At 76.5% G+C, this 23,582-nt stretch carries 20 protein-coding genes; 15 read left to right on the top strand and 5 right to left on the bottom strand.

Features of this window, described 5'->3' with window-relative positions:
• Positions 1-297: a hypothetical protein gene (locus tag FHX36_RS06825; protein WP_110554334.1), complete on the bottom strand. Its 297-nt coding sequence runs from the start codon at positions 295-297 to the stop codon at positions 1-3.
• A 224-nt stretch (positions 298-521) separates the two neighbouring features.
• On the opposite strand from FHX36_RS06825, the gene dinB reads away from it, so the two are divergent.
• Positions 522-1,730, top strand: a complete 1,209-nt coding sequence (gene dinB, locus FHX36_RS06820) for a DNA polymerase IV (protein WP_343056580.1) — start codon at positions 522-524, stop codon at positions 1,728-1,730.
• A gap of 132 nt (positions 1,731-1,862) precedes the next feature.
• Positions 1,863-2,306: a DUF3040 domain-containing protein gene (locus tag FHX36_RS06815; RefSeq protein WP_258372895.1), complete on the top strand. Its 444-nt coding sequence runs from the start codon at positions 1,863-1,865 to the stop codon at positions 2,304-2,306.
• Here FHX36_RS06815 and FHX36_RS06810 read toward each other — a convergent pair.
• The 4 genes from FHX36_RS06810 to FHX36_RS06795 all read right to left on the bottom strand — a co-directional run bounded on the left by FHX36_RS06810 (position 2,294) and on the right by FHX36_RS06795 (position 7,711).
• Complete coding sequence (locus FHX36_RS06810; RefSeq protein WP_183513631.1) at positions 2,294-2,725, bottom strand: hypothetical protein; 432 nt, start codon at positions 2,723-2,725, stop codon at positions 2,294-2,296. The genes FHX36_RS06815 and FHX36_RS06810 overlap by 13 nt on opposite strands.
• Before the next feature lie 216 nt (positions 2,726-2,941).
• Positions 2,942-5,290 (bottom strand): transglutaminase TgpA family protein, encoded by a 2,349-nt coding sequence (locus tag FHX36_RS06805; RefSeq protein WP_110553221.1) that lies wholly within the window; start codon positions 5,288-5,290, stop codon positions 2,942-2,944.
• A complete protein-coding gene (locus tag FHX36_RS06800) occupies positions 5,287-6,693 on the bottom strand; it encodes a DUF58 domain-containing protein (RefSeq protein ID WP_110553222.1) in 1,407 nt (468 codons plus the stop codon). Before FHX36_RS06800 ends, FHX36_RS06805 begins: the two co-directional genes overlap by 4 nt.
• Before the next feature lie 13 nt (positions 6,694-6,706).
• The gene (locus FHX36_RS06795) at positions 6,707-7,711 is read right to left on the bottom strand and encodes an AAA family ATPase (protein WP_110553225.1); all 1,005 of its coding nucleotides are present in this window, start codon (positions 7,709-7,711) and stop codon (positions 6,707-6,709) included.
• A gap of 273 nt (positions 7,712-7,984) precedes the next feature.
• On the opposite strand from FHX36_RS06795, the gene mraZ reads away from it, so the two are divergent.
• The 13 genes from mraZ (at position 7,985) to FHX36_RS06730 (ending at position 23,553) form a co-directional block, all read left to right on the top strand.
• Entirely contained in the window at positions 7,985-8,419 is a 435-nt protein-coding gene (gene mraZ / locus FHX36_RS06790) for a division/cell wall cluster transcriptional repressor MraZ (RefSeq protein ID WP_110553223.1), read from the top strand.
• Between the two features lie 312 nt (positions 8,420-8,731).
• Entirely contained in the window at positions 8,732-9,709 is a 978-nt protein-coding gene (gene rsmH, locus FHX36_RS06785; protein WP_183513629.1) for a 16S rRNA (cytosine(1402)-N(4))-methyltransferase RsmH, read from the top strand.
• Positions 9,706-10,302 (top strand): hypothetical protein, encoded by a 597-nt coding sequence (locus FHX36_RS06780; RefSeq protein WP_183513628.1) that lies wholly within the window; start codon positions 9,706-9,708, stop codon positions 10,300-10,302. The genes rsmH and FHX36_RS06780 overlap by 4 nt, the downstream gene beginning before the upstream one ends.
• A gap of 3 nt (positions 10,303-10,305) precedes the next feature.
• On the top strand, positions 10,306-12,171 hold the full coding sequence (locus FHX36_RS06775; protein WP_343056579.1) for a peptidoglycan D,D-transpeptidase FtsI family protein: 1,866 nt from the start codon (positions 10,306-10,308) through the stop codon (positions 12,169-12,171).
• Positions 12,172-12,258: 87 nt separating this feature from the next.
• The gene (locus FHX36_RS06770) at positions 12,259-13,803 is read left to right on the top strand and encodes a UDP-N-acetylmuramoyl-L-alanyl-D-glutamate--2,6-diaminopimelate ligase (RefSeq protein WP_183513627.1); all 1,545 of its coding nucleotides are present in this window, start codon (positions 12,259-12,261) and stop codon (positions 13,801-13,803) included.
• 73 nt (positions 13,804-13,876) lie between these two features.
• Positions 13,877-15,313, top strand: a complete 1,437-nt coding sequence (locus FHX36_RS06765; RefSeq protein ID WP_183513625.1) for a UDP-N-acetylmuramoyl-tripeptide--D-alanyl-D-alanine ligase — start codon at positions 13,877-13,879, stop codon at positions 15,311-15,313.
• Positions 15,310-16,389, top strand: a complete 1,080-nt coding sequence (gene mraY, locus FHX36_RS06760; RefSeq protein WP_110554283.1) for a phospho-N-acetylmuramoyl-pentapeptide-transferase — start codon at positions 15,310-15,312, stop codon at positions 16,387-16,389. Before FHX36_RS06765 ends, mraY begins: the two co-directional genes overlap by 4 nt.
• Positions 16,389-17,801, top strand: coding sequence for a UDP-N-acetylmuramoyl-L-alanine--D-glutamate ligase (gene murD, locus FHX36_RS06755; RefSeq protein ID WP_183513624.1), 1,413 nt, complete (start codon positions 16,389-16,391; stop codon positions 17,799-17,801). The genes mraY and murD overlap by 1 nt, the downstream gene beginning before the upstream one ends.
• A gap of 5 nt (positions 17,802-17,806) precedes the next feature.
• Positions 17,807-19,462, top strand: a complete 1,656-nt coding sequence (ftsW, locus tag FHX36_RS06750; RefSeq protein WP_183513623.1) for a putative lipid II flippase FtsW — start codon at positions 17,807-17,809, stop codon at positions 19,460-19,462.
• Positions 19,459-20,625 (top strand): undecaprenyldiphospho-muramoylpentapeptide beta-N-acetylglucosaminyltransferase, encoded by a 1,167-nt coding sequence (gene murG, locus FHX36_RS06745; protein WP_425487821.1) that lies wholly within the window; start codon positions 19,459-19,461, stop codon positions 20,623-20,625. The genes ftsW and murG overlap by 4 nt, the downstream gene beginning before the upstream one ends.
• Positions 20,622-22,070, top strand: a complete 1,449-nt coding sequence (gene murC, locus FHX36_RS06740; RefSeq protein ID WP_110553852.1) for a UDP-N-acetylmuramate--L-alanine ligase — start codon at positions 20,622-20,624, stop codon at positions 22,068-22,070. The genes murG and murC overlap by 4 nt, the downstream gene beginning before the upstream one ends.
• Positions 22,067-22,882 (top strand): cell division protein FtsQ/DivIB, encoded by an 816-nt coding sequence (locus FHX36_RS06735; RefSeq protein ID WP_110553851.1) that lies wholly within the window; start codon positions 22,067-22,069, stop codon positions 22,880-22,882. Before murC ends, FHX36_RS06735 begins: the two co-directional genes overlap by 4 nt.
• Positions 22,883-22,965: 83 nt before the next feature.
• Positions 22,966-23,553 carry a peroxidase-related enzyme gene (locus tag FHX36_RS06730; RefSeq protein ID WP_110553850.1) on the top strand — a complete coding sequence of 196 codons (588 nt, stop codon included), beginning with the start codon at positions 22,966-22,968 and terminating at the stop codon, positions 23,551-23,553.
• Positions 23,554-23,582: the final 29 nt, after the last annotated feature.

Raw genomic sequence — 23,582 nt, 5'->3', positions numbered from 1 at the left:
TCAGGCCGAGCCGTCCGCGCCACCGTCCTGCTGCCCCGGCGTGCCGCCGCCGGCGCCGGAGTCGAGGGGGCCCTCGGCGCCGCCGTCCGCGCCGCCGTCCGCGCCGCCATCGGCACCGCCGTCCGCGCCGCCATCGGCGCCGCCGTCCGCGCCGCCATCGGCGCCGCCATCGGCACCGCCGTCAGCGCCACCATCGGCACCGCCGTCAGCGCCGCCGTCGTGCTGGCCCGTGGTGCCCTCGGCACCGCCGTCGGCGGGGCCCTCCGTGCTGGTCATGTCCTCGTCGTCGAGCGCCATGGCTCCTCCGATCGTCGGGGGTCGTGACCGCCGGACGGCGACCACCCACCGCAGTTCTACCGCGATGATCGACTCCGCACACCTGGCAGGGGTCCGCCGGCCCGCGACCGCGTGCCGGGGCGCCCGGCAGGCCCGCGACCGGTACTGTCCTCCCATCGGTCGAACAGGTGTTCGACCACGAGGGGTGGGGGTGCGAGGTGTCCGATCGCGCTACCGGTTGCACCGTGCTGCACGTCGACATGGACGCGTTCTTCGCCAGCGTCGAGGTCCGCCGGCACCCGGAGCTGGCCGGCACCCCGGTCATCGTCGGCGGGGTGGGCAACCGCGGCGTCGTCACCTCGGCCACCTACGAGGCCCGCCGGTACGGGGTGCACAGCGCCATGCCCACCTCCCGGGCGCTGCGGCTGTGCCCCACGGCCACCGTGCTGCCGGGCGACCTCGAGCTCTACGCCGAGGTCTCCCGCTCGGTCATGGCGCTGTTCCGCACGATCACGCCCCTGGTCGAGCCGCTGAGCCTGGACGAGGCGTTCCTCGACGTCTCCGGCTCCGGGCGCCGGCTGGGCGACCCGGTGGCCATCGCGGAGTACATCCGGGCCCGGGTCTTCGACGAGCAGGGCATCACCTGCTCGGTCGGGGTGGCCGGCAGCAAGTTCGTCGCCAAGCTGGCCTCCACCCGGTCCAAGCCCGACGGGTTGATGGTGGTGCGCCCGGCCGAGGTCATGGACTTCCTGCACCCGCTGCCGGTGGGCGCCCTGTGGGGCGTCGGCCCCAAGACCGAGGAGGTGCTGCTGCGGCTGGGCCTGCGCACCGTGGGCGACCTCGCCCACGTGCCCGCGCGCACCCTGCAGCGCGCGGTCGGGCACGCGGCGGGCAGCCACCTGCACGAGCTCGCCTGGGGCCGCGACCCGCGGCGGGTGGTGCCCGACGAGCCCGACCGGTCGACCGGGGCGGAGGAGACCTTCGGCACCGACGTCGACGACCCCGCGGTCATCCACCGCGAGCTGCTGCACCTGGCCGAGCGCACGGCGGGGCGGCTGCGCTCGACCGGTCACCTGACCCGCACGGTGAGCATCAAGGTGCGCTTCGCCGACTTCACCACGATCACCCGCTCGCGCACCCTCAAGGTGCCCACCGACGTCGGGCAGGAGCTCTACGAGACCGCCCGGGCGCTCTACGACGCGCTGGGGCTCGACCGCGCCCGGATCCGGCTGGTCGGGGTCCGGGCCGAGGGCCTGGTGGAGGCCGGGAGCACCGCCCGGCAGCTCGAACTGGGCGCCCGCGAGCACGGCCGGCGGGACGCCGAGCTGGCCGCGGACCGCGCCGCGCGCCGGTTCGGGGCCGGCGCGGTCCGCCCGGCGACGCTGATCACCCGCACCCACCGTCCGGGAGCCGGTCCGGGTGGTCGCCGGCCCTCGCCGGGTTCGGGTCGCTGACCTGCAGTTCCGCCGGACCGGCCGGTTCTGTGTGCGGGACGACAGCCCCGACGGGTGTGTCGGTGGCGCCTCGCCTTTCGCACCCTGCAATCGGCTCGTATCCTCGGTGTCACTGCGGGCGGACTGCCGCCGGTGGCTTGTAGCACTGCGCACCTGGAGGTCGACGTGCCGCTCTCCGAGCACGAGCAGCGTCTGCTGGAGCAGATCGAGCGTGCCCTCGTCGACGACGACCCGAAGTTCGCTTCGACCGTACGTACCGGCGACCGCCGCCAGAAGGCCCGCCGGAAGGTCCAGGTGGGCATCGGGCTGGTCGTCGTCGGTCTGGCGGTGGTCCTCGGCGGGGCCGTGCTGCCCCAGGTCCTGGTCGGCGTCGCCGGCTTCCTGGTGGCGTTCGGCGGGGCCGCGCTCGTCGTCCTGAACTACAAGAACGCGACCGGCGCGGTCGAGGCCGGTGCCGCCCCCGGCCCGGCCGGGCGTCCCGGTCCCGGTCGCGGTGGCAAGGGCAGCTCCAAGGCCCGTCGCCAGCCGCTGAAGAACCGGCTGGAGGAGCGCTTCCGCCGCCGCTACGACCAGTAGCCGGTCCCCTCACCCCGCCAGCAGCCGCCGTCCTCCGGGACGGCGGCTGCTGCCGTTCGTGGCCGCCACTCCCTGGGCTCGGCGCCGTGGACGAGCGACGCGACGCCCTCGTGCTGCGGTACGCCTACCGGGACAGCGACGCGACCGGCGATCTCGCCGCCGACGTGGCCGGCTTCGCCGGGAGGGCGACGGCGTGGTTCGACGACGACGCCCTGCTGCAGTTCGCCGCCCGACTGGCGAGCCACGAGCCCGGCGACCCGGGGTTCTCGGTCGCCGGCGGCACCGGGTCGACGGGCACCATCGACCTGCACGTCGTGGTGGGGGTCCGCGGGCAGGTGACCGTGGTCGTCCGGCTGGCCACCGCGACCGATCAGCTCACCGCTCCTGGCCCGCGGCGAGGTGCGCATCGAGGTGCCCACGACCCACGGGTACCTGCACGCTCTCGCAGCCGGGCTGCGCGGCCTGGTGTCCGGAACGGTCGACGAGGCGCGGCTGGATGCCGTGCTGCCCGGCTGACACGGCCGCCCGCGCGATGCTCACCCCGCGACGATCATGGCGCCGCGACCACGCCGCGCCGTCCTGACCTGGTCCTGGCGCCATGATCGCCGGTCTGTGAGGGGCGGGCGGGTTCTTCGTCAGGCGGCGCGGAGCGGGCGGGGGGTGCGGGCGGTGACCCAGCGGCCCGCGTCGGCCAGCGTGGACGCCGGCCAGACGTTCGCCCGCAGCCGCTGGCCCCGGGTCGCCTGCCGCAGCAGTCCCCGCCGCACGGTGCGCAGCGCGGTCGCCGCGGCCGGGTCGGCACCCGCCGTGCCCGGCGGCCCGTACACCGCCCGCTCCTGGGCGAGCGCGAGCGTGCGCACGGCGGTGACCGCGGCCGGCTCGGCGCCGCTCAGCTGCTCGGCCAGCTGCCGGGCGAGCTGGCGGGCGGTGGAGGTGCCGGTCACGGTGATGCCCAGGTCGGTGGTGGTGGCCAGCAGCTCGGCCCACAGCTCGCCGGGCGTCCCGTCGTCCAGCCGGCGGCGCCGGGTGCGGCGGCGCTGCAGGGCAGGGAGCGCGGCCAGCGCGAGCACCAGCGCCGCCGCCCCGGTGCCGGCCAGCCAGGGCAGCGGTGAGGGGTCGTCGGCCAGGGCGTCGGTGTCCAGCGGGGTGAACTCGTCGTCGCGGTCGAGCTCGGCCGTCGGGCCCGAGGGCAGCGGCAGCTCGGCGCCGGGGACGGGCGGCTCGACCACGGTCTCGTCGACGGTGGCGTCCACCCGAGGTGCCCAGGGCAGCTCGACGGCGCGGTTGGCCGCGATCGGCGTGGGGTCGAAGGGGATCCAGCCGATCCCGGCGAACCAGGCCTCCACCCAGGCGTGCGCGTCGTCGCTGGTGACGACCCGGGCGCCGTCGGCCTGCTCCTGGCCGGGGGTGTAGCCGAGCACCACCCGGGCCGGGACCCCGGTCGCCCGCACCAGCACGGCCATCGCCCCGGCGTACTGCTCGCAGTAGCCGCGCTTGAGCCGGAGGAAGTCGGCCAGGTCGTCGCCGGTGGTGCCCGGCGTCGTCGACAGGCTGTAGACGAAGTCGTTGGCCGGGTCGGTGAAGTGGTCGAGCACGGCGCGCACCCGGTCGTAGGGGGTGCGGGCGCCGGTGCTCAGCTGGGCGGCCAGGTCGCGGACGCTCGGAGCCAGCTCGGGCAGCTCGGTGTACCGGAGCATGTCGTCGTCCGGGTCGAGCGCGGGGGCGGCCTCCAGGTCCTCGACCGAGGGCTCGGGCTGCTCGGCGACGACCTCGTACTCCAGGTCCTCCGTGGTCACGTCGCGGCCGAAGACCGTGCTGCCGGCCCGGTCGAAGCGCCAGTCGTCGTCGGCGGCGTCGCGCACCTCGACCTGCTGCGGCGAGTAGGGCACCGGCAGGAACTGGTCGTCGTGGTCGAGCACGGTGATCCGCTCGCGCACCTCGCGGCTGGGCGTCCGGCCGGGCAGCGGGGCCAGGGGCCGCTCCTGGGCGATCGACTGCTGGCCGTTGAGGTTGGTGAGGTGCCAGCCGTCCTCGTCGTACTCGTCCAGGGCGACCGCGCGCAGGTAGCCGGGGTCGTCGACCGACGTGTCCAGCGACAGCAGGTCGATCGGCTCGGGCAGGTTGAGCTGGCCCTGCATCTCCGCGACCGGGTCGAGGGCCGAGCCCACCCCGTCGCCGGTGCCCGAGCCGCCGATCCCGCTGGCCAGGGACCCCTCGGCCAGCGTCGGCACGAACAGCGGCAGCACGAGCCCCGCGACCAGGGCCAGCGCGCCGGTGCGCAGCGCGGGCAGCGTGCCGGTGCCCAGCGGTGCGCCGCTGCCGCCGTCGGCGCTCGTCCCCAGCCGGCCGCGCTGGTCGGCCCAGAGCAGGACGGCGAAGCCGGCGGCCGGGGCGGCGAAGGAGATGAACGCGACGCCGCCGGTCACGGTGCTCACCGGGACGCAGTAGAGGACCAGCAGCCCCAGGCCGCCGAGGGCCGGCTGGCGGGCGGGCACGGCGAGCAGGTCGACGGCGAGGGCCACGAGCGCGACGAACAGCGTGGTCAGCGCCACCAGCCCGCTCAGCGGCAGCGCCGGGGTGGCCTGCTCGCGGATCTCCGCCAGGCCGTCGCCGAGCAGCGCGAGCAGGTCGCCGACGCTGGCCGGGGTGGGCACCAACCCGGCCCACGACTGCTCCGGGGTGAAGATCCGGGTCAGGACGACGAGCACCAGCAGCAGCTGCCCGGCCGGCACCAGCGCGCGGCCGAGTGCGGGGACGGCAGCGCCGGGGCCCCGTGACTCGGCCAGCCGGGCCAGGCCGGCGCGCAGCGCGATCCCACCCAGGGACACCGCCGCGACGACGACCACCACCGGTGGGATCCACGAGCGGGCGGCGAACACCGGGTCGAGGGCGAGCGCGCCGAGCCCGACGGCGACCCCGGCGGCCACCGCAGTGCTGGCCCGGCCCTGCGCGGCGCGGGGCAGCTCGTCGGCGTCGCGGCTCATGCCGGCACCTGCCCGGCGGCGCTGCCGGCCGCGCTGATCGACGGCGCCCCGTAGGTGGCCGCGCCGCCCAGCCCGGTCTCCGGTCCGCTCAGCCGGCTCCACACCTCGTCGACCGACTGGTCCGGCCGCGCCTGCACGACCTGCCAGCCCGCGCTGCGCAGGAGGTCGGCCGCCTGCCGCTGCTGGGTGCACAGCTCCGCGCGGGCGGCGGGGGCGAGCGGCCGGCGGCCCCGGGTGACCCCGGCGTCCAGCCACGCCTCGGGGTCGACCAGCACGGCGACGTCGGTGCCGGGGCCGGAGCGGGCCCGGACCAGCGCGTGCACGTCGTCCGGCCCGACCAGGCCGAGCAGGCAGATCGCCGGCCCGTCTACGCCGGCCCGGCGCAGCGCCTCGATGCCGGCCTGCAGCCCGGCGTGCCGGGAGCCGCCCAGCTCGGCCAGCCGCTCGAGCAGCTCCTCGGGGCCGAGCGGGCCGCGCCCCAGGGCCGGGGTCAGCTCGCCGGTCTCGGTGACCACCCGCAGGCCGGCGCCCCGGCGCAGCAGGTGCACGCCGATGCTGGCCGCGGCCTCCACCACCCACTCCAGGGTGTCCGGTGGGGCGGCGGGGTCGCCGGGAGGGCCGGTGACCTGCCCGCCGGTGAGGTGGGCGGTGAGCCGGGAGTCCAGGAACAGGCTGGCCGCCGCCCGCCAGGGCCGCTCCTCCAGCCGCACCATCAGCTCGCCGGTGCGGGCGGTGGCCCGCCAGTGCACCAGCCGCAGGTCGTCGCCGTAGCGGTACTCGCGGGTGCTCACGTCGTCCTCGCCGTGCACCGCGATCGACCGGCGCGAGCCCTCGCCACCGTTGCCGCCGGCACCGGTGAGCGAGCCGCTGCCCTGCAGCGGCCGCACCCGCGGGGTGACCAGCAGGGCTGCGGTGTCGCTGCCGGCCGCGGTGCGCAGCACCAGCCCGAACGGGTCGACCAGCCGCAGCCGGACCGGGCCGAGGGAGAACCGGCCGCGGCGGCCGCCGTGCAGCCGGTACCGCAGGGGCGCGGTGGCGCCGCTGGCCAGCCGCTCCACCACGAACCGGGGCCGGGTGGCGAGCTCCGGCGGCAGCTGCTCGGTGAGCACCCACAGGCCACCGGCCCGCCGGTCGGTGTTGGCCACCTCGAGCAGCACGTCGGCGTCGTCGCCCCGGGGGAGCCGCGCGGGGGTCACCGTGCGGCGGGTGGCGATCCGGAACCGCTGGCGGGCCACGCCGAGGGCGGAGATCACCGGCAGGGCGAGCACGAACACGGCCAGCTGGACCAGCGCGCGCTCACCGAGCAGCGCGCCGAGCAGGCCGAGGGTGATCCCCCCGGCGACCAGGCAGCGGCCGCGCAGGGTCAGGGAGGAGGCGGCGTCGGCGATCCGGGTGCGTGCCATCAGCGGGGCGCGCTCAGCGGGTGCGGTGGACCGGGACCGTCGCCAGCAGGTCGGTGACCACCCGTTGGGTGTCCCGCCGGGCCAGCGCGGCGTCGGGGGTGAGCAGCAGCCGGTGGGCGAGCACCGGCACCGCCATGGCCTGCACGTCGTCGGGGAGGACGTGGTCGCGGCCGGCCAGGGCGGCGGTGGCCCGGGCGGCCCGCAGCAGCTGCAGCCCGGCCCGCGGGGAGGCGCCCAGCCGCAGGTCGGGGGAGCGGCGGGTGGCCTCGACGAGCGAGACGACGTACCGGCGCAGCGGCTCCGCGACGTGCAGCCGGCCCACGGCGGCGACCAGGGCGCGCACCGAGGCGGCGTCGGTGACCGGGGTCAGCGCGGTCAGCGGGTCGGTGGTGGCGCGCTCGTCGAGCATCGCCAGCTCGGCCTCGCGGTCGGGGTAGCCCATCGAGACCCGGGCGGTGAACCGGTCGCGCTGGGCCTCGGGGAGGGGGTAGGTGCCCTCCATCTCCAGCGGGTTCTGCGTCGCCACCACCATGAACGGCCGGGCCAGCTCGTAGGTGACGCCGTCGACGGTGACCTGGCGCTCCTCCATGCACTCCAGCAGCGCGGACTGGGTCTTCGGCGAGGCCCGGTTGATCTCGTCGGCCACCACGATGTTGGCGAAGACGGCGCCGGGCTTGAACTCGAAGGCCCGCGACTCCTGGTCGTAGACCGCGACGCCGGTGACGTCGCTGGGCAGCAGGTCCGGGGTGAACTGGATGCGCCGCACGCTGCCGTCGATGGAGCGGGCCAGCGCCTTGGCCAGCGTGGTCTTGCCCACGCCGGGCACGTCCTCGATGAGCAGGTGGCCCTCGGCCAGCAGCACGGCCAGCGCCAGCCGGACGACGTCGGGCTTGCCCTCGACGACCCGGCTGATCGCCGCGGCCAGTCGAGCCCCCTCGGCGGCGACGTCGACCTCGGTGCCGGAGGTCGGTACGGCGTCGGTCCCCGCGGCGTCCAGCGCAGCCGTGCTCTCCGTCACCCGACCCACGGTACGTGCTGTTCCGGGGGTCGCGGGGTGGATCCGTTCCACCCCGCCCGAGGGGCGGGGTGGAGCGCCGGGGGAGGGCCGGGCGGCGCACGCGCGCGCAGGGCGGGTGGGGAGCCGGTGGGGCGCCGTGGAGAAGAGGGGGCGACACGTCGTTGAGTGGTGTCCAGTGGGGGCCAGTGGGTTACTGTGTCGCGCAATGGGGAGGCGGGGGCCACGGATGGTGCCTTGCACGACCACAGGAGGACAGATGTTGGGGGTGATCCGGTGTTCGTCGGCAGCTACCCCCTGCGTCTGGACGAGAAGGGCCGGCTCGCCCTCCCTGTCCGCTACCGCGAGCTGGTGGCCGACGGCATGGTGATCAAGAAGGGCCAGGAGCGCTGCGTCTACGGCCTCACCATGGCCCGGGTCGCCGAGCAGAGCGCCGCGCTCAAGGCGATGGCGCCCTCGGACACCAACGCCGCCCGCATGCACGCCCGGATGAGCTTCGGCTCGATGGTCGAGGTCGAGGCGGACAAGACCGGGCGGATCACCATCCCGGCCAGCCTGCGGGAGTACGCCGGCCTGGACCGCGACGTCGTGGTCGTCGGTGTCGACACCCGCTTCGAGATCTGGGACTCCGCGACCTGGGAGGCCTACGTGGCCGAGCAGGAGGCGGTCTTCGCCGCGATGGAGAGCGAGGGGATGCCGACCCTGTCCTGACCCCCGACCCCGCCCCACCGAGACCCCGCACCACCACCTCGGACGAGCCGACTTCCCCGCGGCTCGACCGGGACCCGGGCAGCGAGCCGACTTCCCCTCGGCTCGGTGCCCACGGCAGGACCTGCTCCACCCGCCCAGCCGCCCCAGCAGGGCACCTCCTGGCACCGCTTCCCCGGCGCCAGGCGGGCCCTGCGGGGCGGCGGGCCAGGACCGGGCCCCACCACGGCTCCACCTCCGCTCCACCCGGCTCCACCCGCCCCACTGCTCCCCACCGCCCGGAGCGCACCGCCCCCTGACCCCGAGGAGCAGTCGATGAGCAGCCCCGAGCCCGCCGGGCCCGCGCTGCACGTCCCCGTCCTCCTCGAGCGGGTCACCGAGCTGCTGGCCCCGGCCCTCGAGGCCGACGGCGCCGTCCTCGTCGACTGCACGCTCGGCCTGGCCGGCCACTCGCTGGCCCTGCTGTCGGCCCACCCGGGGCTCCGGCTCGTCGGCCTGGACCGCGACCCCGACGCCCGCGCGGAGGCCGGCGCCCGGATCGCCGCCGCCGGCTTCAGCGACCGCGCCACCCTGGTGCCGGCGGTCTTCGACGAGCTGCCCGACGTGCTGGCCGACCTCGGGATCGCGGAGGTGCAGGGGGTGCTGTTCGACCTCGGCGTCTCCTCGCTCCAGCTCGACCGCCCCACCCGCGGCTTCAGCTACTCCACCGACGCCCCGCTGGACATGCGGATGGACCCCAGCGGCCCCCGCACGGCCGCCGACGTCGTCAACACCTACTCCCGCGGTGAGCTGACCCGGGTGCTCAAGGTCTACGGCGAGGAGCGCTTCGCCGGCCGGATCGCCTCGGCCATCGAGCGGGAGCGGGCCCGCGAGCCGTTCACCGGCACCGCCCGCCTCGCCGAGCTGGTCCGCGACGCCATCCCCGCCGCCACCCGCCGCACCGGCGGCCACCCCGCCAAGCGGACGTTCCAGGCGCTGCGCATCGAGGTCAACGACGAGCTCGGCGTGCTCGACCGGGCCCTGCCCGCGGCCATCGAGGCGCTCGCCGTCGGTGGCCGGGTGGTCGTGATCAGCTTCCACTCCCTCGAGGACCGCATCGTGAAGCAGACCCTCGCCGCCGAGGCGGTCGACCGCACCCCGCACGGCATGCCGGTGCCGATGCCCGAGCACGCCCCGGTGCTCCGGCTGGTCACCCGCGGCGGTGAGGCGCCCGGCGAGGCCGAGGTCGCCCGCAACCCGCGGGCCGCCTCCGCCCGCGTCCGCGCCGCCGAGCGCATCCGGAGGGCCTCGTGAGCCAGCCGGCCCACGCCACGACGGCGAGGACGGCGGCCCGCACCGCCACCGCGAGGACGGCGACCAACCGCACCGCCACCGCCCGGACGGCGACCGCGCGCACCGCGCCCCGCCCCGGCACCGGCCCGGTCCACGTGCCGCGTCCCGGCACCACCCGGCGCACCGGCCCGGTCGGCACCGGCCCGCAGCTGCGGCTGGTCCCGCCGGCCCGCACCACGCCGACCCGCACCCCGCCCCGGGTGCGGCCGGCGGCCCGGCGGCGCGCACCGTTCGTCGTCCTGCTGGTGGCGATGCTGGTCGCGACCACGGTCGGGCTGCTGCTGCTGAACACCGCCATCGCCGTCGACTCGCTGGAGGCCAACCAGCAGCGGGCCGCGATCGCCGAGCAGGCCGAGGAGGTCGCTCGGCTGGAGCAGCAGGTGGTCGTTGCCGACACTGCTGCCGAGCTCGCCCGGGCGGCGGCCGCCGCCGGGCTGGTCCAGCCGGGGGCCGCGGCCCACCTGGTGCTGCAGCCCGACGGCACCTCGGTGCTGCTCGGCACCGCCGAACCGGCGCCCGCCCCCGAACCCGCCCCCACGACCCCCGGGAACTGATCCGTGGCCCCTGCAGGTCCGCCGACGCCGCCGCCCCGCTCCAGCGGAGCGCGGCGCGCCCCTGCCCGGGCGACCGGTCCGGCCGGGCGCGGTGACCTGCGGCCGCGCCGCGAGCCGGGCGGCCGGCGGCGCCAGCCGCTGGGGCTCGCCCACCGCGAGCAGCGCAACCGGTGGGGGCTGCTCTTCCTGATCGCCCTGCTGGTGGTGGTCGTCGGCCGGCTGGTGGTGCTGCAGGGCGTCGACGGGGCGGCCTACGCGCAGGCCGCCACCGACGACCGGATGGCCAGGTACCCCATCGAGGCGGTGCGCGGGCAGATCACCGACCGCAACGGGCAGGTGCTGGCCTACTCCGTGGGCGCCGAGCGGGTGGTGGCCGACCCCGCGGTCGTTCAGGACCCCACCCGGACGGCGCTCGCGCTCACCACGCTGCTCGACGTCCCGGTCGCCGAGCTCACCGAGCAGCTGTCCCGCGACTCCCGCTACGTGGTGCTCGCCCGGCACGTGTCCACCGACGTCACCGAGGTGATCCGCGAGCTCCCGCTGGCCACCCGCTCCGGGCTGGTCTTCGAGGACGACCCGGTGCGCCTCTACCCCGCCGGGGCGGTCGGCGGCCAGGTCGTCGGGTTCGTCGGCAGCGACGGCGACGGCCTGGCCGGCATCGAGCAGACCCACGAGGACGTGCTGGCCGGCACCGACGGGGAGAAGCGGGTCGAGGTCGACAACAGCGGCAACGAGATCCCCTCGGGCATCGACGAGACCACCCCGGCCACCGACGGCGGCTCGGTGCAGCTGACCCTGGACGAGGACCTGCAGTACGTGGTGCAGCAGCGGCTGGACAGCGCCTGCGCCGACGGCGCCACCACCTCGGCCTCGGCGGTCGTGCTGGACGTGCACACCGGCGAGGTCGCCGCGATGGCCTCCTGCCCCGGCTACGACCCGGGCCGCTACAACGAGACCGACCCCGACCTGCTGGGCAACCCGGTGGTCTCCGACGTCTACGAGCCGGGCTCGGTGATGAAGGCGGTGACCCTGGCCGCCGCCATCGAGGAGGGCAAGGCGACCAAGGACACCGTGCTCACCGTCAACGGGCACATCCAGGCCGGGGACGCGGTCGTCACCGACGCGCACGACCACGAGCCGATCGACTTCACCGTCACCGGCATCCTGGCGCAGTCGAGCAACGTCGGGTCGATCATGCTGGCCCGCGAGGTGGGCAACAGCACGCTGGAGCGCTACCTCCGGGCGTTCGGGCTCGGCTCCGAGACCGGGATCGAGCTGCCCGGCGAGAGCGCGGGCATCCTCGAGGACTCCGCGGACTGGACCGAGAGCCGCGCCGCCAACGTGCCCATCGGCCAGGGCATCTCGGTCACCACGCTGCAGATGGCGTCGGTGTACCAGACCCTGGCCAACGGCGGGGTCCGCGTCCCGCCGCGGGTGGTCTCCTCGGTGACCGCCGCCGACGGCACGGTCACCGACGCCCCGCGCCCCGAGGGCACCCGGGTGGTCAGCGAGGACACCGCGGGCCAGCTGACCTACATGCTCGAGGCGGTCGTCGGCAAGGGCGGCACCGCCCCGCTCGGCGAGGTCGACGGCTTCCGGGTGGTCGGCAAGACCGGCACCGCGCAGCGCGCCAACCCCGACTGCAGCTGCTACACCGGCGGCGGCTACTTCACCACCTTCGTCGGCTACGCCCCGGCCGACGACCCGCAGTACGTGGTCGCCGTCGACCTCGAGCGCCCGACCAGCTCCGCCGAGGGCGGCCAGGTCGCCGCACCGGTGTTCTCCGACGTCATGCGCTACGCGCTGACCGCCGGCGGCGTCGTCCCCTCCGGCACCCCCCGCCCGGACTTCACCCTCCGCGTCGACTGACCCCCGGCCGGCCCCGGCCGACGCCGACACGTGGACGATCCGGTGATCATCGGGCCCCAGCGGCAGCCGCCGGTAGATTGGACAGACGTGACCCCGACCGTGCCCGGGTCCGGTCCCCGGCCAGCCGGGGACCGGCCGCTCACCCTCGCCGACCTGGCCGACCTCGTCGGCCCGCCCGTGCAGGGCGACCCCGCCACCCCGGTCACCGGCGTGACGCTCGCCTCCGGCGCCGTCCGCCCCGGTGACCTGTTCGCCGCGCTGCCCGGGGCCAACGCGCACGGCGTCCGGTTCGCCCCCGACGCCGTCGGGCGCGGCGCCGTCGCGGTGCTCACCGACCCCAGCGGTGCCGGGCCCGCCCGGGCCACCGGCCTGCCGGTGTGCGTCGTCGACGACCCGCGCGCCGTGCTCGGGCCCGTCGCCGGGCGGGTGCACGGCCTGCCGAGCGAGCAGCTGACCGTCATCGGCATCACCGGCACGAACGGCAAGACGACGACCAGCTACCTGGTGGAGGCCGGCTTCGCGGCGGCCGGCTGGACCAGCGGGCTGATCGGCACCGTGCAGACCCGCACCCGGGGACGGGACGCCGACGGGGCGCCGGTCACCACCGAGATGCCCAGCGCGCGGACCACCCCCGAGGCGCCCGAGCTGCACGCGCTGCTGGCCGGGATGGTGGCCTCCGGCGTCCGGGCCGTGGTCATGGAGGTGTCCAGCCACGCGCTGGTCATGGGCCGGGTCGGTGGCGTGCGGTTCGCCGCCGCGGGCTTCACCAACCTCTCCCGCGACCACCTCGAGTACCACCACGACATGGAGAGCTACTTCCAGGCCAAGGCGCTGCTGTTCGACGGGCGGGCCGCGGTCGAGGTGGTCGACGTCGACGACGAGGCCGGCCGCCGGCTGGTCCGCCCCGGCACGGTCACCGTCTCCACCCGCGGCGCGGACGCCGACTGGTCGGCCACCGACGTCGCCACCGTCCCCACGGGCGGGTCGACCTTCACCCTGCACGGCCCCGGCGGGCGCAGCTGGCCGGCCCGGCTCCGGCTGCCCGGTGACTTCAACGTCGCGAACGCGGTGCTCGCGGTCGCCCTGCTGGACGCCGTCGGGGTGCCGCCGGAGACCGCGCTGCCCGGGGTCGCGGACACCGTCGTCCCGGGCCGGATGGAGCCGGTGGACGCCGGCCAGCCCTTCGTCGCCGTCGTCGACTACGCGCACACGCCCGACGCGGTGCAGACCGCGCTCGCCGCGCTGCGGTCCGCGACGGGCGGGCGACTGCTCACCGTGCTCGGTTGCGGCGGTGACCGCGACCCGGGCAAGCGGCCGGCGATGGGCGCCGCCGCGGCGGCCGGCAGCGACGTCCTGGTGATCACCGACGACAACCCGCGGTCGGAGGACCCGGCGGCGATCCGTGCCGCCATGCGCGCCGGCGTCCCGGCCGACACCCGGGCCGAGGTGCTGGAGGTCGGCGACCGGCGCGCCGCGCTGGCCGCCGCGGTGGCGCTGGCGCAGCCGGGTGACACCCTCCTGGTGGCCGGCAAGGGACACGAGACCGGCCAGGAGGTGGGAGGTCAGGTGCTGCCCTTCGACGACCGCGCCGTGCTCCGCGAGGTGCTGCAGGCCCGGATGGTGGGCGCGTGACCGAGCTCGCGAGGTCACGCAGGGGCGCAGCATCGCCGAGCACGCGTCCGACGAGCGCCAGCGAGGTGGACGCGTGATCGAGCTGAGCCTGGCCGAGGTGGCCGAGGCGGTCGGCGGCGAGCTCAGCGGCGACGGCTCGGCCGTCGTCACCGGCTCGGTCCTCGTCGACTCCCGCGCCCTGGGCGCCGGCGACCTGTTCGTCGCGCTGCCGGGGGAGCGGGTCGACGGTGCCGACTACGTGCCCGCGGCCGCCGCCGCCGGTGCGGTCGGCGCGCTCACCACCCGCCCCGACCCCGCGCTGCCCTGCGTCGTGGTGCCGGACCCGGTCGCCGCCCTGGGCCTGCTGGCCGCCGCGGTGCACCGCCAGCTCGCCGAGGCCGGGCTGGTCACCGTCGGCATCACCGGGTCGTCGGGCAAGACCTCCACCAAGGACCTGCTCGGCCAGGTGCTCGCCGCCGCCGGCCCCACGGTGAGCCCGCAGGGCTCCTTCAACAACGACATCGGCCTGCCGCTGACCGTGCTCACCGCCGGCACCGGCACCCGGTACCTGGTGCTGGAGATGGGCTCGCGCGGCCCCGGGCACATCGCCCGGCTCTGCCGCATCGCCCGGCCGGACATCGGCGTGGTGCTCAACGTCGGCTCGGCCCACCTGGGCGAGTTCGGCAGCGCCGAGGTGATCGCCACCAGCAAGGGCGAGCTGGTCGAGGCGCTGCCGGCCGAGGGCACCGCGGTGCTCAACGCCGACGACCACCGGGTCATCGGCATGGCGCCGCGCACCGCCGCCCGGGTGGTCACCACCGGGCTGGGCGAGGACGCCGACGTGCGGGCCACCGGCGTGGAGCTCGACGACGCCGCGCGGCCGGTGTTCACCCTGGTCGCCGGCGGCGAGGAGCACCCGGTCGCGCTGCAGGTGGTCGGTGCCCACCAGGTGCCCAACGCGCTGTCCGCGGCCGCCGCCGCGCTGGCCGCCGGCATGGCGCCCGCCGCGGTCGCCGCCGCGCTGTCCGCCGCGGAGCCGCGCAGCCGCTGGCGGATGGAGGTCTCCCGCCGGCCCGACGGGCTGACCGTCGTCAACGACGCCTACAACGCCAACCCCGAGTCGATGCGCGCCGCGCTGGAGGCCCTCGTCCGGCTGCCGGGACGACGGCGGGTCGCCGTCCTCGGCGCGATGGGCGAGCTGGGCCCGGGCGCGGACGCCGCGCACGCCCGGCTCGGCCGGGACGCCGTCCGGGCCGGGGTGGACCTGCTGGTCTCCGTCGGGCCGGACGCCATCGGGGTGCACACCGGAGCCCTCGCCGAACTGTCGGCGGGCGGCGCAGGACCGTCGGAGGGAAGAGCGCTGGACAGCGTGCAGCACGTGCCGGACCGCGAGGCAGCCCGCCGGCTGCTGACCGACGCCCTCGGCGCGGACGACGTCGTCCTGGTCAAGGCCTCCCGCTCCTACGGGCTGGAGCAGCTCGCCGCCGACCTGCTGGCCACCGGCGACGGCCCGGACGGGGCCGCCTCGTGAAGTCCGTCCTCATCGCCGCGGCCGTCGGGCTGATCGTCTCGATCCTGGTGACGCCGCTGGCGATCAAGGCGTTCCGCCAGCACGGCTTCGGCCAGGAGATCCGGGACGACGGCCCGGAGAGCCACCTGTCCAAGAAGGGCACGCCCACGATGGGCGGCACCGTCATGGTGCTGGCCACCGTGCTCGGCTACCTGGCGGCCCACCTGTTCCTGCTGGACCAGGAGGGGCGCGGGGTCACCAAGACCGGCCTGCTGCTGCTGTTCCTGCTCATCGGGCTGGGCACGGTCGGCTTCCTCGACGACTACCTGAAGATCCGGTACCGGCGCAGCCTGGGGCTGAACAAGACCGCGAAGCTGGTCGGCCAGCTGGTCATCGGGGTCACCTTCGCGGTGCTGGCGCTGGTCGAGGACGGCAGCGGCCCGGCGGTGGCGACCACGGCGATCTCCTTCGTCCGGGACATCGAGCCGCTGGTGCTCCCGACCTTCCTCTTCGTCGCGGTCGCCTACCTGTTCATCGCCGGGTTCTCCAACGCGGTGAACCTGACCGACGGCCTGGACGGCCTGGCCGCCGGCTGCTCGGCGATGGTGTTCGCCTCCTACGTGATCATCTCGTTCTGGCAGTTCGGGCACGACTGCGGCAGCGCGCTCGCCACCGACGGCTGCTACACCGTCCGCGACCCGCTCGACGTCACGCTGATCGCCGCCGCGGCGATGGGCGCCTGCCTGGGCTTCCTGTGGTGGAACACCTCACCGGCGCGGATCTTCATGGGCGACACCGGCTCGCTGGCCCTGGGCGGGCTGATGTCGGGGCTGGCCATCGTCACCCGCACCGAGCTGCTGCTGGTGGTGCTGGGCGGCCTGTTCGTGGCGGTGACCCTGTCGGTCGTCATCCAGGTGGCGTTCTTCCGGGCCACCCGCCGCCGGGTGTTCCGGATGGCGCCGCTGCACCACCACTTCGAGCTGGCCGGCTGGACGGAGAACACGGTGATCGTGCGCTTCTGGCTGGTCACCGGGATGGCGGTGGCGTTCGGGATCGGGCTGTTCTACGCCGACTGGCTCTCCTTCGCGGGCCTGTGATGGCCGGCCGGCTGGGCACCGTCCTCGTCGCCGGGCTGGGCGTCTCCGGCGCCGCGGCCGCCCGGGTGCTGCTCGCGCGGGGTGACGACGTCCTGCTCACCGACGCGGCCGAGCCCGCCGTCGTGGCCGAGCTGGTCGCCGCCGGGGCGCGCTGGCTGGGCCCGGTGAGCACCCCGCCGGAGGACGTCGACCTCGTCGTCACCTCACCGGGCTGGCGCCCGGACCACCCGCTGCTGGTCGCCGCCGCCCAGCGCGGCCTCGAGGTCGTGGGGGAGCCCGAGCTCGCCTGGCGGCTGCGTGCCCCCGGCCCGGACGGCGGGGAGCCCGCGCCCTGGTACGCCGTCACCGGCACCAACGGCAAGACCACCACGGTGACGATGCTGGAGGCGGTGCTGCAGGCCGGCGGCCTGCGGGCGGTCGCCGCCGGCAACGTCGGCCGGCCGCTGGTCGAGGTCGTCACCGCCCGGGACGCCGACGGCCGGCCCTCCTTCGACGCGATCGCCGTCGAGCTGTCCAGCTTCCAGCTGCACTGGTCGTCCTCGATCGCCCCGGCGGCCGCAGCGGTGCTCAACGTCGCCGACGACCACGTCGACTGGCACGGCTCCTTCGACGCCTACCGCGAGGCCAAGGGCCGGCTGCTGCGGCTGGCCCCGGTCGCCGTCGGCGACGCCGGCGACCCGGTCGCCTCCTCGCTCGTCGCCGGGCACCGGCACCCGGTCACGGTGACCCTCGGCGAGCCGCAGCGCGGCCAGCTCGGTGTGCGCGCCGGGGCGCTGGTCGACCGCGCGTTCAGCGCCACCCCGGCCGGCGAGCTGCTCGTCGAGCTGGACGCCCTGCAGGTGCGCGGGCCGCACAACACCGTGAACGCCCTGGTCGCCGCCGCGCTGGCCCGGGTCGCCGGCGTCGACGCGGCGGCCGTCGGCCGCGGCCTGGCCGGGTTCCGCGGCGGAGCCCACCGCAACGTGCTGGTCGGCAGCGTCGACGGGGTCGACTTCGTCGACGACAGCAAGGCCACCAACCCGCACGCCGCCGGTGCCTCGCTGGCCAGCTACCCGAGGGTGGTGTGGATCGCCGGCGGCCTGCTCAAGGGCGCCGACGTCGACCCGCTGGTCGCCGCGGTCGCCCCGCGGCTGGCCGGGGTGGTCCTGCTGGGCCGCGACCGGGAGCAGTTGGCCAGGTCGTTGGCGCGACACGCCCCGTCGGTCCCACGCACCGTCGTCCCGAGCGGCGACGATGGGGCGGTGGTGACGGATGGGGACAGCGTGATGCGTGAGGTCGTGGCGGCCGCCGTCCGGCTCGCGCGTCCCGGTGACACCGTCCTGCTGGCTCCCGCGGCCGCCTCGATGGACGTGTTCACCGACTACGCGCACCGCGGCCGGGCCTTCGCCGACGCGGTGCGCGCCCTGGGCTGAGCCCGGTGGCGACCTCGACGCGGGAGCGGGCCACCCGCCCGGCCGCCCGTGAGCGGGCGCCGTCGGGCGCCCGCACCGCGGGCGGGCTGCGGCTGCGCGGCCCGGCCTGGCTCGACGGCCCGATGACGACCTCACACCTGGTGCTGGGGTCGGCCGGGCTGCTGCTGGTCGTCGGCCTGGTCATGGTGTTCTCCGCCTCCTCGATCGAGGCGGCCAAGGCGGGGCTGCCGGCCTGGCTGCCCGGCGTCCGGCAGATCGCCTTCGCGCTGATCGGGCTGGTCGGCATGCTGGTCGCGATGCGGCTGCCGATCGGCCGGCTGCGGCAGTGGTCGCCCCGGGCGATGCTGTTCGTCTTCGCCCTGCTGGCCCTGGTGCTGCTGCCGATCCCCGGGGTGACCCTCGAGCTGAACGGCGCGCGCGCCTGGTTCGACCTGGGGTTCACCAACTTCCAGCCCTCCGAGCTGGCCAAGCTGGTCTTCGCGCTGTGGGGCGCGCACGTCATCGCGACCCGGGAGAAGTACCTGACCACCCGGTCGCTGCTGGTGCCGGTGATCCCGGTCTTCGGCCTGATGTCGCTGCTGCTGCTCGCCGAGCCGGACATGGGTGCGGTGGTCAGCCTCGGCCTGGTCATCGCGGGGCTGATGTGGGCCGGTGGGCTGTCCCGTCGCTACGTCGGCTGGGCGGTGGTCGCCGTCGCCGGCCTGGTCACGCTCATGGTCGTGATCGCGCCGTACCGGATGGCCCGGATCACCGGCTTCATCGACCCGTGCTCGGACGCCAGCGACAGCGGCTACCAGGCCTGCCACGGCCTGTACGCGCTCGCCACCGGCGGCTTCTGGGGCGTCGGCCTGGGCAACAGCGCGATGAAGTGGAACCTGCTGCCGCACGCGGAGTCCGACTACATCTTCGCCATCATCGGCGAGGAGCTCGGCTTCCTGGGCTGCCTGGTCGTCGTCTGCCTCTACGCCATCCTCGGCTGGGCCGGCTTCCGCATCGCCCGCCGCTCGACCGACCGGTTCATCCAGCTGGCCAGCATCGCCATCACCGTCTGGCTGATCGGCCAGGCGACGATGAACATGGGCTACGTCGTCGGGCTGCTGCCGGTCACCGGCGTCACGCTCCCGCTGATCTCGGCCGGCGGCACCTCGCTGGTGCTGACCCTCTTCGTGATCGGGCTGCTGGCCCGGTTCGCCCGCTCCGAGCCCGCGGCCATCGCCCACCAGCGGGCCCACCCCCGTGGCCGGCTGGCCCGGCTGCTGCTGCCGGTGCCCGCCGCGGCCGTCGACCCGGTGCCCTCCCGGCGACGTCGCACGAGCCGCGCCGACGAGGGCCGCGCCGCCCGGCGTCCCGACCCGGGCCGCCGCCCGGAGCCGCGCGGTGGCCGGATGGTGGCCCGCGTGCCCGACGACCGTCGGGTGCCGCTGCCTCCCCGGGAGACCCCAGCCGAGCGCCGGAGGGGTCCGGAGCGGCAGACTGTGCCCGGCCGGCAGAACGCCGGTGACCGCCCGTCCGTCCCACGCCGGTCCGGAGCCGCTGCGGGGCCCGTCCCCCGGGACCTGCCCCGCGAGCGGCCGAGGTCCGGCGAGCCCCCCGCCGCGCGGGTGCGGCCGGCGCCGCGGTCCCGCCCCCCGAGAACGGAACGGCCAGGACGCCCGCAGTGACCCACCCCCAGCCCGCCCCGGGCACCCCTGGAGCGGCTGAGCCCTCGTCCTCCGCCCTGCACGTCGTGCTGGCCGGTGGCGGCACCGGCGGCCACATCGAGCCGATGCTCGCCCTGGCCGACGCGCTGAGCCGCCGCACCGTCGGCGGTGCCGCCGTCCGGATCACCTGCCTGGGCACCGCCCGCGGGCTGGAGACCACGCTGGTGCCCGCCCGCGGGTACGAGCTGCGGCTGATCCCGCCGGTCCCGCTGCCCCGCAAGCCCACCCTCGACCTGCTCCGGGTGCCGGGCCGGGTGCGCCGCGCCGTGGCCGACACCCGTGCGCTGCTCACCGAGCTGGGCGCCGACGTGGTGGTCGGCTTCGGCGGGTACGTGGCGCTGCCGGCCTACCTCGCCGCCCGCGGCGCGAAGGTGCCGGTGGTCGTGCACGAGGGCAACCCGCTGCCCGGGCTGGCCAACCGGATCGGTGCCCGCCGCGCTGCCCGGGTGGCGGTCACCACCGCCGGCACCCCGCTGCGCGGTGCCGAGCACGTCGGCATGCCGCTGCGCACCTCGATCACCGGGCTGAACCGGGCGGCGCACCGGGCCGAGGCCCGGGCCGCCTTCGGGCTGGACGCCGACCGCCCCACGCTGCTGGTGTTCGGCGGCTCCCAGGGCGCGGCCTCGCTCAACCGGGCGGCGACCGGCGCCGCCGACGCGCTGACCGCCGCAGGGGTGCAGGTGCTGCACGCCCGGGGGCCCAAGAACACCGACGTCGGGGTGCCGGCCCGCCCGGCCGGTGCGGCGCCGTACGTCGTCGTCGACTACCTGGAGCGGATGGACCTCGCCTACGCCGCCGCCGACCTGGCGCTGTGCCGGTCCGGCGCGGTCACCGTGGCCGAGCTGTCCGCGGTCGGGCTGCCGGCCGCGTTCGTGCCGCTGCCGATCGGCAACGGCGAGCAGCGGCTGAACGCGCTGCCAGTGGTGGAGGCCGGGGGAGGGCTGCTGGTGGACGACGCCGAGCTCTCGCCGGCCTGGATCGAGGCCCAGCTGGTGCCCCGGCTCACCGACCCGGCAGCGCTGTTGGCGCTGGCCGGGCACGCCGCGGCGGCCGGCATCCCGGACGCCGACGAGAAGCTGGCCGACATGGTGATCGGGGTGGCAGGGAAGGTGGCAGGACGATGAGCGCTGCGGACGTCGCCGCCTGGAAGGACCCCATCCCGGCGCTGGAGGAGCTCGGCGCGGTGCACTTCATCGGCATCGGTGGTGCCGGGATGAGCGGCATCGCCCGGATCATGCTGGCCCGGGGCCTGCAGGTCTCCGGCACCGACCGCCGTGACTCGCCCGCGATGCGCGCGCTGGCCGCGCTCGGCGCCCGGGTCGAGGTGGGCCACGACGCCGCGCACCTGGGCGACGCGTCCACCGTGGTGGTCTCCACCGCGATCCGCCCGGAGAACCCGGAGCTGTCCGCGGCCCGCGAGCGCGGCCTGCGGGTCGTGCCGCGCGCGGTCGCGCTGGCCGCGGTGATGGCCGGACGGCGCAGCGTCGCGGTGGCCGGCACCCACGGCAAGACCTCGACGACGTCGATGCTCACCGTCGCGGTGCAGGCGTGCGGCGTCGACCCCTCCTTCGCCATCGGCGGCACGCTCAACGAGTCCGGCTCCAACGCGCACGCCGGGCAGGGCGACGTCTTCCTCGCCGAGGCCGACGAGAGCGACCGGTCGTTCCTGCTGCTGGCCCCCTACGGCGCGATCGTCACCAACGTCGAGGCCGACCACCTGGACAACTACGGCGACCTGGCCGCGGTCGAGGCGGCGTTCGACACCTTCGCCCGCACCGTGCCCGCCGAGGGCTTCCTGGTCATCTGCGCCGACGACCCGGGTGCCGCCCGGCTCGCCGGCAGCGGCTCCGCGGCCCGGCTGCGCACCTACGGGCAGGGTGCGGACGCCGACCTGCGGCTGGTCGACCTGCGGGTGGCCCCCGACGGCACCCGGTACACCGCGGTGCTCGACGGCGAGGACCTCGGCGAGGTGCACATCCAGCTGCCGGGGGCGCACATGGCGCTCAACAGCGCCGCGGCCCTGCTGGCCGGGCTCGAGCTCGGGCTCCCCGCCGCCGGGCTGATCGGTGGGCTGGGCCGGTTCGGCGGCGTGCACCGGCGGTTCGAGCTCAAGGGCGTGGCCGCCGGCGTCCGGGTCTTCGACGACTACGCCCACCACCCGACCGAGGTGGCCGCCCAGCTGCGGGCCGCCCGGGCAGTGGTCGGCAACGGCCGGCTGCTGGTGCTCTTCCAGCCGCACCTGTACAGCCGCACCGCCCAGTTCGCCACCGGCTTCGGCGAGGCCCTCGGGCTCGCCGACGAGGTCGTGGTGATGGAGGTCTACGGCGCCCGCGAGGACCCGGTGCCCGGGGTCACCGGCGCCCTGGTCGCCGACGCCGTCCCGCTGCCGCCCGGCCGGGTCGCCTTCGAGCCCTCCTGGTCGGCGGCCGCCGGGGCGATGGCCGCCCGCGCCCGGCCCGGCGACCTGGTGGTCACCATGGGGGCCGGCGACGTGTCGATGGTCGGCCCGGAGGTGCTGGCCGCGCTCAGCGACCCCGCGGACGGGGACGGGTCGGAGCCGGCGCGGTGAGCCGCGCCGCGACCACCCGCGACCGGGCCAGGGGCGGCCGGGACGGGCGGCCGGGTCGCGGCGACGTCCCACCCCCGGTCACCCCGCTGCGGCCGCGCCGCCGGCGGTCGCGCCGTCCGGTGCACCCGCGGCGCCGGTTGCTGACCGTGGTCGCGGCCGCCGTGCTGCTGGCCGGCGCGCTGGCCTGGGTGCTGCTGGGCAGCCCCCTGCTGGCCGTGCGCACCGTCCAGGTCGACGGCGCGTCCGGGCTCACCGAGGAGCAGGTGGTGCAGACCGCCGGCATCACCGAGGGCACCCCGCTGGTGCGGGTCGACACCGCCGCCGCGGCGGCCCGGGTCGCCGCCCTGCCGCAGGTCGACTCGGTCGAGGTGACCCGCGGCTGGCCGAACACCGTGGTCGTCACCCTCGCCGAGCGGGTGCCGGTCGCCCTGGTCGTCGACGGGGGCACCCGGCGGCTGGTCGACGCCGAGGGCGTCGTCTACGACACGATCAGCGGGTCCACCCCGGCCGGGGTGGTGCCGCTGGACGTGCCCGACCCCGGGCCGGACGACGCGGCGACCACCGCCGCCCTCGGCGCGCTCACCGCCCTGCCCCGCGACGTCCGGGCCGAGGTGACCGGCGTGGCCGCGCGGTCGGCGGACGACGTCACGCTGACGCTCACCGACGGCCGGTCGGTGCTGTGGGGGAGCGCGGCGCAGACCGAGCGCAAGGCCGAGGTGCTGGGCGCGCTGCTGGAGCAGATCGACGAGGGGGCGCTGGAGCCCGCGACCACGCTGGACGTGAGCACGCCGGACTCCGTCGTCCTGCGGTAGGTGGAGGACCCCGCTGCCCCCCACCACCCGCGAGCGCGCGGCGGGACCTCGCAGCGCGGCCGTCGGGGCGGGAGAGTCCTCCCATGAGCGACCAGCCGCCGATCAGCCGGTTCCCCGTCGTGCCCCTGGCCGAGCTGCCCGCGGACCTCCGCGCGCGGTTCGCCGAGGTCGCCGACAGGAGCGGTTTCCTGCCCAACGTGTTCGCCGCGCTGGCCTGGCGCCCGGCGGAGGCGCGGGCGTTCTTCGCGCTGCACGACGCGCTGATGGACAAGGACACCCCCGGGCTGAGCCAGGCCGACCGTGAGGTGCTGGTCGTGGCGACCAGCGCGGCCAACGGGTGCCTCTACTGCGTCGTGGCCCACGGCGCGCTGGTGCGGATCCGGGCGCGCGACAGGTACCTGGCCGACCAGGTGGCCGTGGACTGGCGCAAGGCGCCGCTGTCGCCGCGGCTGCGGGCGGTGGTCGAGGTCGGGGTGCTGCTGGCCGTCGACCCGGTGCGGGTGACCGCCGAGCAGCAGGCCGGCCTCCGCGGGCACGGGCTCACCGAGGGCGACGTGTGGGACGTGGGCGCCATCGTGGCGCTGTTCGCGCTGTCCAACCGGCTGGTGCACTGGGCCGCGGTGCCGCCCAACGAGGAGTTCCACCTGCTGGGCCGGGTGCCCCGGACGTGACCGGAAGGCGACGTCCACGACACGCCCGG

Source organism: Modestobacter versicolor, assembly GCF_014195485.1.
Taxonomy (GTDB): domain Bacteria; phylum Actinomycetota; class Actinomycetes; order Mycobacteriales; family Geodermatophilaceae; genus Modestobacter; species Modestobacter versicolor.
This window is presented reverse-complemented; position numbering and strand designations above follow the sequence as displayed.